The 12784-nt window shown below is 63.7% G+C and carries 9 protein-coding genes; 8 read left to right on the top strand and 1 reads right to left on the bottom strand.

Features of this window, described 5'->3' with window-relative positions:
- The 8 genes from BM393_RS16650 to BM393_RS16610 all read left to right on the top strand — a co-directional run bounded on the left by BM393_RS16650 (position 1) and on the right by BM393_RS16610 (position 12190).
- Positions 1–1296 (top strand): TolC family protein, encoded by a 1296-nt coding sequence (locus tag BM393_RS16650; RefSeq protein WP_091728651.1) that lies wholly within the window; start codon positions 1–3, stop codon positions 1294–1296.
- 26 nt (positions 1297–1322) lie between these two features.
- The gene (locus BM393_RS16645) at positions 1323–2930 is read left to right on the top strand and encodes an efflux RND transporter periplasmic adaptor subunit (RefSeq protein ID WP_091728648.1); all 1608 of its coding nucleotides are present in this window, start codon (positions 1323–1325) and stop codon (positions 2928–2930) included.
- A 14-nt stretch (positions 2931–2944) separates the two neighbouring features.
- Positions 2945–6124, top strand: a complete 3180-nt coding sequence (locus BM393_RS16640; RefSeq protein WP_091728645.1) for a CusA/CzcA family heavy metal efflux RND transporter — start codon at positions 2945–2947, stop codon at positions 6122–6124.
- A 109-nt stretch (positions 6125–6233) separates the two neighbouring features.
- Positions 6234–7181: a cation diffusion facilitator family transporter gene (locus BM393_RS16635; protein ID WP_091728640.1), complete on the top strand. Its 948-nt coding sequence runs from the start codon at positions 6234–6236 to the stop codon at positions 7179–7181.
- A gap of 298 nt (positions 7182–7479) precedes the next feature.
- Complete coding sequence (locus BM393_RS16625; RefSeq protein WP_254783479.1) at positions 7480–9600, top strand: heavy metal translocating P-type ATPase; 2121 nt, start codon at positions 7480–7482, stop codon at positions 9598–9600.
- Between the two features lie 28 nt (positions 9601–9628).
- On the top strand, positions 9629–10315 hold the full coding sequence (locus BM393_RS16620; RefSeq protein ID WP_091728632.1) for a heavy metal response regulator transcription factor: 687 nt from the start codon (positions 9629–9631) through the stop codon (positions 10313–10315).
- Positions 10312–11649, top strand: coding sequence for a heavy metal sensor histidine kinase (locus BM393_RS16615; protein ID WP_254783478.1), 1338 nt, complete (start codon positions 10312–10314; stop codon positions 11647–11649). The genes BM393_RS16620 and BM393_RS16615 overlap by 4 nt, the downstream gene beginning before the upstream one ends.
- 121 nt (positions 11650–11770) lie before the next feature.
- The gene (locus BM393_RS16610; RefSeq protein WP_091728629.1) at positions 11771–12190 is read left to right on the top strand and encodes a hypothetical protein; all 420 of its coding nucleotides are present in this window, start codon (positions 11771–11773) and stop codon (positions 12188–12190) included.
- Here BM393_RS16610 and BM393_RS16605 read toward each other — a convergent pair.
- Entirely contained in the window at positions 12187–12753 is a 567-nt protein-coding gene (locus BM393_RS16605) for a hypothetical protein (RefSeq protein ID WP_091728625.1), read from the bottom strand. The genes BM393_RS16610 and BM393_RS16605 overlap by 4 nt on opposite strands.
- Between the last annotated feature and the right edge of the window lie 31 nt (positions 12754–12784).

Raw genomic sequence — 12784 nt, 5'->3', positions numbered from 1 at the left:
ATGCGCAGATTGCTTGTGCCGCTTGCTTGTGCGGCACTATTCCAAGTTCAAGCCTTCGCCCAAGCTGGCGAGTCCCGTCCCGCAACCCCTGAGGCCGCGGCCTCTGCCGCCGCTTCGGCGGCCGGTACGGTCTACCCTCAATCCGGACTGACGCTCGATGCGGCCGTGCAAACGGCGTTGCGTCAGAACCCGCTCTTGCGCTCGTTCGGGTACGAGCTCGAGTCCAACGACGGCGCGATTCGTCAGGCTGGCCTGATCCCGAATCCCACGCTCGGCCTGAGCACCGAGGACACCCGCAAGGCCACGCGTACGACGCAGGTGACGCTCAGCCAGACCATCGAGCTGGGAGGCAAGCGATCCGCTCGCGTCGAACTGGCTCAACGCACCCGCGATGTTGCAGCGCTGGAATTGGAGACGCAGCGTGCTGAAACGCGCGCCGGCGCCATCCAGGCCTTCTTCGACGTGTTGATCGCGCAGGAACGCGTGAAAGTCGCTGAGGAGTCTCTGCGCATCGCTACCAACGGCGCGGACGCCGTGGGTCGTCGCGTGACTGCGGGCAAGGTGTCGCCTACCGAGGAGACGCGTGCCCGTGTCGCGCAATCCACCGCTCGGATCGAGCAACGCCTGGCTCAGGCGGACCTCACCGCAGCGCTGAAGGCGCTGAGCGCGGTGATGGGGGTACCTCAGGGATCGATCTCCTTGGTTGACGGCAGCCCTGACGCGCTACCGGTTCTGCCTGGTGCTGAAACCCTTGGTGACCGCATCCAGAGCTCCCCGATCCTGCGTCGGGCCCAGATGGAGGTTCAGCGCGCGGAAGCCGCCTTCAATCTGGAACGAGCTCGCGGCGTCCCCGACGTGACGGTGGGGCTCGGCGCGCAACGCGCTCCCGACATCGGCCGCACCCAGCCGCTGATCAGCGTCTCGATTCCCATTCCGCTGTTCGACCGCAACCAGGGCGCTCAGTTCCAGGCGCTGCGCAAGCGCGACGCGGCGCAGGCGATGGCCCAAGCGGAAGAGCAGCGTCTGCGCTCCGAGGTGCTGCAGGCCGTTGACCAGCTCGACGCGCGCACCGACGAGATCGAGGCATTGCGTCGCGATGTGCTCCCCGGTGCCCAGACCGCCTACGAGGCTGCGCGCCGCGGCTTCGAGCTGGGCAAGTTCGGCTTCCTGGATGTGCTGGATGCGCAGCGCACCTTCTTGCAGGCGCGCGGGCAGTACTTCACCGCGCTCTCTCAAGCCCACCGCCTCTCCGCGGAGATCGATCGCCGGCTCGGTAGCGCCGACGCTCGTCCCTGAACAACGATCCATCAACGAGTTTCCAAATGACCTCCAAGAACGAACTCAAGGAACGCCTGCGCAGCGGCGCCGGCAAGAAGCAGGCGATCGCCATAGCCGTGGTGCTGGCGCTTGGTGCCGCGGCCGCCGTCGGGCTGATGACCACCGGCGGGAAGTCCGGCGGCGAAGAGTCGCACGCACACGAAGAGGCCAAGGGCCATGGCGACGGCGAACATCACGGGGAAGCCAAGGCCGGTGGCGAAAAGGGCCACGACGACGCCAAGGGGCATGGGGACGGCGAACACCACGAAGAAGCCAAGAAGGGCAGCCGCGGTGGAGAGCTCATCTCCAAGGGCAACGTGACCGTCGAGGCGCTGCTGTCCGAGGATCAAGGCACGCCGCGCTTGAAGATCTGGGTGTCACAGGCAGGCAAGGATGTCGCGCCAGCTCAGCTGCAGGTGACCGCACAGATCAAGCGCCCTGGCGGCGAGGAGCAGAAGCTGACGTTCGCGGCTCAGAAGGACGCGCTTGTCAGCGCCCAACCTGTTGAAGAGCCGCATGTCTTCGACGGCGTCATCCAAGTTGTGGTCGGCGGCCAGACCCAGTCGTTCTCGTTCTCCCCCAGCGAAGGGGTGATCGCGTTGTCCGCCGAGCAGCAGAAGTCTTCGGGCATCGTGGTCGAAGCCACCAAGGCCGCTTCGCTGGCGGCCAGCTACCAGCTGCCGGGCGAGGTCAAGTTCAACGAGGACACCACCGCGCACGTGGTCCCACGCGTGGCCGGCGTTGTCGAATCTGTGCCGGTGGCGCTGGGACAGACGGTTCGCAAGGGTCAGGTTCTGGCCATTGTGAACAGCACGTCGATATCTGACCAACGCGCCGACTTGCAAGGTGCACAGAAGCGCCTGCAACTGGCCAAGATCACGTACGAACGCGAGAAGAGCCTGTACGAAGCGAAGATCTCGCCTCAGCAGGATGTGCAGATTGCCGAGCAAGCCATGCGCGAGGCGGAGATCGCGGTGTCGAACGCCCGGCAGAAGCTCCAGGCCGTCGGCGCCACGCTGGATAGCGGTGCCCTCAACCGCTATGAACTGCGTGCTCCCTTCGACGGCACGATCGTCGAGAAGCACATCGCGCTGGGCGAGCAGTTGCGCGAGGACGCCAATGTCTTCACGGTCGCCGATCTGCGCACTGTGTGGGCCCAGATCAACGTGCCCGCCAAGGACCTGCCGCTGGTGCGCGTAGGCGACAACGTGGTCGTGCGCGCGGCGGCGTTCGAGCAGTCCGCGGTCGGCAAGGTCGCCTACGTCGGCTCGCTCATCGGCGAGTCCACCCGCACGGCCCAAGCCCGCGTGACGCTGGAGAACCCCAAGACCGCATGGCGGCCGGGCCTGTTCGTCAACGTCGAGATGAAGAGCGAAACCTTCGACGCGCCGGTGACCGTGACCTCCGAAGCCGTTCAGACGATGGAAGAGAAGCCCGTCGTGTTTGTGAAGACTGGTTCGGGCTTTGTCGCCCAGCCCGTCAAGGTGGGCCGCACGGACGGCAAGCGGGTCGAGATCGTCGAGGGCCTGAAGGCCGGTGTGCCCTACATCGCCGTCGGCAGCTTCGTTGCCAAGGCCGAAGCCGGCAAGTCCACGGCTTCCCACGCCCACTAAAGAGATGACGCAACATGTTTGAACGCATCATCCGCTTCGCCATCGAGCATCGATGGCTTGTCATGCTTGCCGTCTTCGGTATGGCCGCACTCGGGGTGTTCAGCTATCAGAAGCTGCCCATCGACGCCGTGCCGGACATCACCAACGTGCAGGTGCAAATCAACACCGGTGCACCCGGCTACTCGCCGCTGGAGACCGAGCAGCGCGTCACCTATCCGATCGAGACCGTGATGGCCGGCCTGCCTGGCCTGCAGCAGACCCGCTCGCTGTCGCGATACGGTCTGTCCCAAGTGACGGTCATCTTCAACGACGGCACTGACATCTACTTCGCCCGCCAGCTCGTCAATGAACGCATCCAATCCGCGCGGTCTCAGCTGCCCGAGGGCGTGACGCCCAACATCGGGCCGATCTCGACTGGGTTGGGTGAGATTTTCCTTTGGACTGTCGAAAGCGAGCCGGGCGCAAAGAAGCCCAACGGTGAGCTGTATACGCCGGCAGACCTGCGCGAGATTCAGGACTGGGTCATCAAGCCGCAGCTGAAGAACGTGACGGGCGTGACTGAGATCAACTCCATCGGCGGGTTCGCCAAGGAGTACCACGTCGCCCCCGATCCGTCCAAGCTGTCCTCGTACGGCCTGACGCTCAGCGACGTGGTGACTGCGCTCGATCGCAACAACGCGAACGTCGGCGCGGGCTACATCGAGCGCCGCGGTGAACAGTACCTGATCCGAGCCCCCGGCCAAGTGCGCTCGATTACCGACATCGGCAACATCGTCCTGCTCAACGCCGGCGGCGTGCCGGTGCGCGTGCGTGATGTCGCCACGGTCGAAATCGGCCGCGAGCTGCGCACCGGCGCCGCGACCGACAACGGCCGCGAGGTCGTGCTCGGTACCGTCTTCATGCTGATCGGTGAGAACAGCCGGACGGTCTCGCAAGCGGTTGCCAAGAAGATGGCCGAGATCAACGCGAACATGCCCAAGGGTGTCCACGCGGTCACGGTCTACGACCGAACCAAGCTGGTCGACAAGGCTATCGCCACCGTCAAGAAGAACTTGATCGAAGGCGCTGTGCTCGTCATCGCCATCCTGTTCTTGTTCCTGGGCAACATCCGTGCGGCCATCCTGACGGCCATGGTGATTCCGCTGTCGATGCTGTTCACCTTCACCGGCATGGTGAATCAGAAGGTCAGCGCCAACCTGATGAGTTTGGGGGCCCTGGACTTCGGCATCATCATCGACGGCGCGGTGGTGATCGTCGAGAACTGCGTGCGACGCCTGGCACATGCGCAGGAGCACAAGGGACGACTGCTGACGCGCTCGGAGCGATTCCACGAGGTGTTCCTCGCGTCCCAGGAAGCTCGTCGTCCGCTGCTGTTCGGACAACTGATCATCATGATCGTCTACCTGCCGATCTTTGCTCTGGCCGGTGTCGAAGGGAAGATGTTCCACCCGATGGCCTTCACGGTCGTGATCGCCCTGGTCGGCGCCATGATCCTGTCGATCACGTTCGTTCCCGCAGCTGTCGCGCTGTTCATCGGCAAGAAGGTTGCTGAGAAAGAAAACTGGCTGATGAGCTGGGCGCGTCGCGTGTATGAGCCGCTGCTCAAGTACGTGATGGGTGCCAAGGCAGTCGTGTTGACCTTCGCCGCAGTGATGATCGTGCTGACGGGCTTGATCGCCGCGCGGATGGGCAGCGAGTTCATCCCCAGCTTGAACGAGGGCGACTTCGCGATCCAGGCGCTGCGTATTCCGGGCACGAGCCTCACGCAGTCGTTGACGATGCAGCAGCAGCTGGAGTCGACGCTGAAGGCGAAGTTCCCTGAGATCGACCGCGTCTTCGCTCGAACCGGTACTGCGGAAATCGCGTCGGACCCGATGCCGCCGAACATTTCGGACGGCTACGTGATGCTCAAGCCGCAGGACGAGTGGCCTGACCCCAAGCGCACGCGTGACGACCTGTTGGCGGCCGTGCAGGCCGAGGCGGCCAAGCTGCCGGGACAGAACTATGAGTTCTCGCAACCGATCCAGCTGCGCTTCAACGAACTGATCTCGGGCGTGCGCTCCGACGTCGCGGTGAAGATCTTCGGCGACGACATGGAGGTCCTGAACGCGACCGCTCAGAAGATCCAGGGGCTGTTGCAAGGCATCCAGGGGTCCTCGGAAGTGAATGTGGAGCAGACCACTGGGCTTCCGATGCTGAGCGTGACCGTCGACCGGGAACGCACGGCGCGCTACGGACTCAACGTCCAGGATGTGCAAGACACGCTCGCGACCGCTGTCGGCGGACGCGACGCGGGGATCATGTTCGAAGGCGACCGCCGCTTCGGCATCCTGGTGCGACTGCCCGAAGTGCTTCGCGCCGACGTGGAGGCCATCAAGCGGCTGCCTATCCCGATGCCAGTTGGTGCTGACGGCGCACGCCGCTTCATCCCGCTCAGTGAGGTCGCTGACTTCACGACGGCACCTGGTCCGAACCAGGTCAGCCGCGAGAACGGAAAGCGTCGGATCGTGGTGAGCTCGAACGTGCGTGGTCGCGACCTGGGCAGCTTCGTTGCTGAGGCCCAGCAGTTGATTGGCGCACAGGTTCAGGTCCCGACCGGCTACTGGATGGTCTGGGGCGGCCAGTTCGAGAACCTGCAGTCGGCGACCCAGCGTCTTCAGATCGTGGTTCCGGTCTCATTGCTGCTGGTGTTCGTGCTGCTGTTTGCCATGTTCGGGAACATGAAGGATGGCTTCATCGTCTTCACCGGGATCCCGTTCGCCTTGACTGGCGGCATCGTGGCCTTGTGGTTGCGAGACATCCCGCTCTCGATCTCGGCAGCAGTCGGATTCATCGCGCTTTCTGGGGTGGCGGTGCTCAACGGGCTCGTGATGATCTCGTTCATCCGCAACCTGCGCGAGTCAGGCAAGGGACTGGACGAGGCGATCCACGAAGGCGCGCTGACACGTCTGCGTCCGGTGCTGATGACAGCGCTCGTGGCCTCGCTTGGCTTCGTTCCGATGGCGCTTGCCACCGGCACCGGCGCCGAGGTCCAACGTCCGCTCGCCACCGTGGTGATCGGCGGCATCTTGTCTTCGACGGCATTGACGCTGCTGGTTCTCCCCATCCTCTACCGCCTGGCACACCGGCGCGATGAGGAAGAGGAGCAACTGGAGAGCCAATCCCCGGCCGCCGAGCACGGAAGCGCCCATTGAGCGCCCTCTGAGCGCCAGCGGTCCCGCGCGAGGCTGAAATGCCGCGGCGCGGGGCCGCTGGGTATCGCTGTTGCCGAGGATGGGAATCAAACGAACAAGGAGATGACCCATGTCCAAGGACCACGACCACTCTGCCGCGGCAGGAGGCAATGAGCGCTCGCTCTGGATTGCCTTCACGTTGACCTTCGGCTTTCTGATCGCCGAGGTCATCGGCGGTATCGCGACGAAGAGCCTGGCGCTCATCTCGGACGCTGCCCACATGTTCACTGATGCGGCTGCCCTTGCGATCGCGCTGGCAGCCATACGCATCGCCAGACGGCCGGCAGACAAGAAGCGCAGCTTCGGCTATCACCGCTTCGAGATCCTGGCTGCGGCGTTCAACGCCCTACTGCTCTTTGGAGTGGCGATCTACATCCTCTATGAGGCCTGGCAGCGGCTCAATTCGCCGGCCGAGGTTCAGTCGGTCGGCATGCTGGTGATCGCCTCGCTCGGTTTGATCGTCAACCTCGTGAGCATGCGCATGCTCATGGGCGGCAAGGATGCGAGTCTCAACGTCAAGGGCGCCTATCTGGAGGTCTGGAGCGACCTGCTGGGATCGGTCGGCGTCATCGTCGCGGCCATCGTCATTCGTTTCACCGGCTGGGCGTGGGTCGACAGTCTGGTCGCCGTGGGCATCGGTCTTTGGGTTCTGCCTCGGACGTGGGTGCTCCTGCGCGAGAGCCTGAACATCCTCCTTGAGGGTGTGCCCGAGGGGGTAGACGTGACGGCGATCGAGTCGGCGATGACCGCAACGTCCGGCGTCACGGGGATCCATGACCTGCACATCTGGGCGCTGTCCAGCGGCAAGACGAGTCTGAGCGCGCACGTCGTGCACGACGGCTCGGTCTCCGTGGGTCCCCTGCTGACCCAACTCCGCCAGATGCTCAAGGAGCAGTACGAGATTGCTCACGTCACCTTGCAGATGGAGACCGAGGCCTGCAGCGACGCGCTCGATCAGAGCCATTGGGTCGAGCCGCGCACCGGGCTTGCGGAGAAGGCTCTGAAAGCCTCCAAGTAATTCAAGGAATGCGGATGCTTCGCTTGGGTCATCGGTATGAACCCGAGCGTCAGCGTTCGCGAGCGAAAGTCTCAGATGAGCACGGGCTCTCACGAAACCCTTCATGTGATGTTCAAGTACCTGGCCATCGTTGGCTGGGGAATCGCGCTCGTGTACCTGACCTACACCTCGATCCGGGACTACATGTCGCTGAAGGATCGTCGTGCTGCGAGAAGGGCCGAGCGGCTTGCGAAGCGGTCCAGGAAGAAGCGACGGTAGTTCGCTGACGCCCCTCATGCACTCAAAGCCGGAGAACCAGATGGCTGAACGAAAAGATTCTGAACAGGCCAAGTCCCAGTCGCTGGAGGCCAACTCGCCTAGCGCGTCGACTCCTCCGTCGCCGGATCACAGGCATGTGAAGGGCGAGAAGCATGACCACGGAAGCGAGGCCGCCGAAGACCATGGCGATCACGATCATGGCCATGAGGGCGGCATCTTCGGCAGCAACACGGAGCTGATCTTCTCGCTGCTGTGCGGTGCGCTGTTGTTGGCGGGGTGGCTGCTCGGCAAATATCAAGTGCTCTCGTCCACGCTGGAGACGAGCCTGTACGTGGCGGCCTACGTCTTCGGCGGCTTCTTCACGCTGCGCGAGGCGGTGGAGAATATTCGTAAGCGGCGCTTCGAGATCGACACGCTGATGCTCGTTGCCGCAGCCGGCGCGGCCGCGCTCGGCGAGTGGGCTGAAGGCGCCTTGCTGTTGTTCCTCTTCAGTCTGGGGCATTCGCTCGAGCATTACGCGATGGGCCGCGCACGACGTGCGATCGAGGCGTTGTCCAAGCTGGCGCCAGAAACCGCGCTTCGCAAGCGTGACGGCACCACGCAAGAGGTGCCAATCGCTGAACTGGAGCCCGGTGACATCGTGGTGATCAAGCCCAACGAGCGCATGCCGGCCGACGGCTTTGTGATCACGGGCAAGTCCAGCGTGAACCAGGCGCCTGTCACCGGGGAGAGTATTCCCGTGGACAAGCAGCCCGTGGAGGACGCGCAGCAGGCGCTTGCCGCTTTCGACCGCGTCGCGGCAACGAGTCGCGTGTTTGCGGGCACGATCAACGGCTCCGGATCACTGGAGGTGATGGTCGCCAAGCGATCCACCGAGTCCACCATGGCACGCGTCGTGAAGATGGTGACCGAGGCGCAGCAGCAGCAGTCCCCCACCCAGTCTTTCACGGCGAAGTTCGAACGCATCTTCGTGCCGACCGTGCTGGGCTTCGTCGGCGCGCTCTTGTTCGCAGGCTTCATCATCGACGAGCCCTTCAGTGCGACGTTCTACCGTGCCATGGCAGTGTTGGTGGCTGCTAGCCCATGCGCGCTTGCCATCTCGGTCCCGAGCGCCGTCCTGAGCGGCGTTGCTCGGGCGGCGCGTGGCGGGGTTCTCATCAAGGGCGGCGCGCCGCTGGAAAACTTGGGGGTCTTGACCGCGATCGCGTTCGACAAGACAGGCACGCTCACGGAAGGCAAACCCAAGCTTGTGGATGTTCAGGCTGCGCCTGGCGTGGAGCAGGATGAACTGCTGGCCGTGGCACTGGCCATCGAGAGCCACAGCGATCACCCGCTGGCAGCCGCCATCGTGTCTGGCGCGAAGCAACGGATGCAGGGAACTGCTCAGGCCCTGAGTGCCGAAGATGTTCACAGCGTCACCGGCAAGGGCGTCACGGGACGCATTGGCGCCGACGACGTGTGGATCGGCAAGGCCAAGCTCTTTGTGGAAGATGTGGGTGGTCTTCCGCCGGAGGTCTCCAGCATCGATCAGCAGCTGATCGAGAAGGGCCGCACGACCATGATCGTCAAGCGAGGCCAGCGCTTCCTGGGCGTCATTGGCGTCATGGACACGCCTCGCCCGGCCGCCGCGGACGTCATGAGCAAGCTTCAGAAGCTTGGCGTCAAGGACCTGATCATGATCTCGGGAGACAACCAGCGGGTGGCCGACGCGGTGGCGAAGTCCGTTGGCCTGAGCGAGGCCAAAGGCGAGCTGATGCCAGATGACAAGGTCGGCTTCATCAAGCAGCTCAGCGCCAACGAGGGCAAGGTGGCGATGGTGGGCGATGGCGTCAACGATGCTCCGGCCATGGCCAGTGCGACCGTCGGGATTGCCATGGGCGCGGCCGGGTCGGACGTGGCGCTGGAGACTGCTGACGTGGCGTTGATGGCGGACGATCTCTCCAAGCTGCCGTTCGTGGTCGGCCTGTCGCGCAGGGCGAGCGGCGTCATCCGGCAAAACCTGTGGGTATCCCTGGGCGTTGTGGCGGTCTTGATTCCGGCCACGCTCTTCGGCTTGAATATTGGCACCGCGGTCCTGTTCCACGAGGGGTCTACCCTCATCGTGGTCATCAACGCGCTTCGCTTGCTCGCCTACGGCGACCAGAAGGCGTCGGCCGCATGAGATCGACGAACAACAACGAGATCCGCTCATGAAACTACTGATCGTCGAGGACGAGGAAAAGGCCGCTGAGTACCTCCGCAAGGGGCTCACCGAGGAAGGCTATTCCGTGGAGGTCGCCCACAACGGCGTTGACGGGCTGCACATGGCCTCGGTCAACAGCTACGACTTGCTCATCCTTGACGGGCAGTTGCCGGGCATCGATGGGCTCGCCATGCTGAGCGCGATCCGTCAGAGCAGCGATGTGCCCATCCTGATGGTCACGGCCCGCTCGCGCGTCGAAGATCGCGTCAAGGGCCTGCAAAGCGGCGCTGACGACTACCTCACCAAGCCCTACGCATTCTCCGAACTCGTGGCCCGGGTTCAGGTTCTCCTGCGCCGGCGCACGGGAGGTCGACAGGTGACCGAGGAGTCCGTGTACCGCGTAGCTGATCTGGAGGTGGATCCCATCCGTCGCAAGGTCAGCCGCGCTGGTCAGCGGATTGATCTCACCACCAAGGAGTTCGGTCTCCTCGCGCTGCTGATGCGACGCAAAGGCGAGGTGCTCTCCAGGACAGAGATCGCTGAACAGGTCTGGGACATGAATTTCGACAGTGACACCAACGTGGTGGAGGTGGCCATACGCCGTCTGCGCGTGAAGATTGATCAGCCGTTTGATCGGGCCCTGATCCATACCGTGCGCGGGATGGGATACGTCATCGAAGACCGACCCGCATGAGCGTCGCCATGCATACGGGAAGCCTTCGGGCCCGTCTCCTTCGTCGACTCGCTCTGCAGTCCATGGCGGGGCTCGGCGTCGTGTGCGTGGCGGTGTACGTGGTGATCTTCCTGACGCTCGATCAACGTCAGAACCAGACCTTGAGCATGAAGCGCGAGGCCGTTGAACATCTGCTCAAGGAAGGGCGCGGCGCGCACGATCTGGACAGCGTCCGGCATCTGCTGAACGACTTTCTCGCTGGGCACGACGAGCTCACGCTCAGCGTGGCGGACAACTCGGGCCACATCTTTTTGCCGCCGCAGCGCGCTGCTAGCGCCGACGTCAAGGTCGAGCGATTTCCAGTGCCGCTGCCTCCCGATCTCGGCGGGGCGGGGACCGCCTCGCTTGCCTTCGACCAGAGTAAGGACAAGGAGCTGCTCCTGCGGCTCGCGTGGACGCTCGGTTTTGCGGCCGTTGGGGGCTCCTTGGTGCTGTCTGCAGCTGCGGCATTTGGGGTCAGGCGAGAGCTCGCGCCCCTTCGTGCGCTTGTCAGGCAGACCGCAGCTGTCCGCGCCGACCGTCTGGAGCTGCGACTCGACGGCCGTGACCAGGTGGAAGAGTTGCAGCCGCTCATCGCTCAAACGAACGACCTGCTCGATCGCCTCGCCATCGCCTACAGGCAGATGGAGTCGTTCAACGCTGATGTCGCACACGAGCTGAACAATCCGCTCTCGATCCTCATCAACAGCTGCGACTTCGCGCTCCGGCGTCCCCGCTCGCCCGACGAGCTCAAGGAGACGCTTCAGTCAAACCTCGAGGAGCTTCGTCGCATCGCCAGGATCGTGGCGGACATGCTCTTTCTTGCGAATGCCCAGCGGGGCGCTCAGGCCAGCCGCGACGAGGTCACGGAGTTGGCGGAACTCTGCGCCGAGGTGCTGGACTATCACGAGGGATCACTGCAGGAAGCGGGCGTTCGCGGCGTCGTGCGCGGGCGTGCCCGAGCCAGCGTGGACACTGGCTTGTTGCAGCGCGCGATCGCCAATCTGGTGGGTAACGCTCGCCGCTATGCGACCCGCGGGACGGAGGTGGTGGTCGAGATCGAGCCACGCGGCAAAGAGATTTATATCGGCGTGATCAACGAGGGTCCGGAGATCCCCGCGGAACACCTGCCAAGGCTCTTCGACCGTTTCTACCGCGTCGACCCTTCCCGCACCGGCGCCAGCAAGAACCATGGCCTTGGCCTCTCCATCGTCGCGGCAATTGCGCGCATGCATGGAGGCAAGGCGATTGCAACGTCCGAGCGCGGCGAGACACGCATTGGCTTCACGATCTCCTCTAGCGCGGTACCCACTTGATTCAACGAAATACTCTCGTCCTTGATGAGGTCAGCCTCCCACGGCGAGGCCAGAGCGCTGGCCTACTGGTTCGCGTGCCCCTGTCATGCCTGCCGAAGGTGCGTGCGCGGGAGACCGCGCGATGCTGAAGACTGAAGACGAGAGGAGTTCGATCGACACGGGACTGCGCATGTCTGAGCAGGCGGCCATTCGAGTCACCAGGGAGCTGCGGGACCTGGACAAGCTGATCCTCACGCTTCCTTCGATGTTGGTGCACAGCAAAGTCGCCACGTTGAAGCGGCAAGCGGAGGCGATGAAGAGGTTGAGCTCAGTGCTGATGCTGACGATTCTTCTGGATCGCCCATTTTCAGAGGTGCTTGATGCGTCCGACGAACTGGCCAGGTCTGTTCGCCCCTTTGTCCAGCTCGCCTCCAAATCGCGCTTGTCGTTGAGCGCTCAGCTCGCCACGAGGCTGCTCTCGGATCTCGGCAATCAGCTGCGCGCAGACATAGCCACGGCGCTATGCAGCGACGGCGCCAAGCTCATGCGAGACCCAGTCTAGTCGTTGCCTGCCGAAGGCATCTTCTCCTTCAAGAGGATGCTCAGGTTGGGGATCACGTTCTCATCGACGTGATCCAGCATGGCCTGCGTAGCATGGTCATCTACGCTTGGCAGATCGATGCCGACCTGTTGAGACCAGATTCGGATCAAGCCAAGGAAGATCATCGAGAGGGTTTGGCCATCATCCATGAAGCGCAGCAGGAACATCTTGAGGTTCTGCCTGCCTGCGTCCGTATGAAGGTCCAGGCCGCCCGGCACGTCGAACAAGCGGTGCGCAATGATGTTGCGACTCTCCAGAAAGCGCTCGAAGCGCTCGTCGAACGTCGGGTGCAGGTCCACCCGCTCTCGCAAGATCCGCAGTAGCTGGCCGAGGGTCGCCTTGCTGTGGCGTCGCAGAATTCCATCAAGCTGCTCTGGCGACACGAGCGGCTCGTCCCGGAGAACGAACGTCAGGCAGGTGCTCATCAGGCGTTCCACGCCCTGTCCCGCCACCACCGCCAAACCCAGCGTCTTCAGCACGTCGTCCTGTTCGGGCGTGTATCCCGATGCAATGTTGCTGCTCACCTTGGCACCTCCGTCGCTCCATTCTCCGCTG

The sequence above is a fragment of the Mitsuaria sp. PDC51 genome (assembly GCF_900113225.1).
Taxonomy (GTDB): Bacteria; Pseudomonadota; Gammaproteobacteria; order Burkholderiales; family Burkholderiaceae_C; genus Roseateles.
The sequence above is the reverse complement of the archived record's forward strand: the minus strand, read 5'-3'. Positions and strand labels throughout refer to the sequence as shown.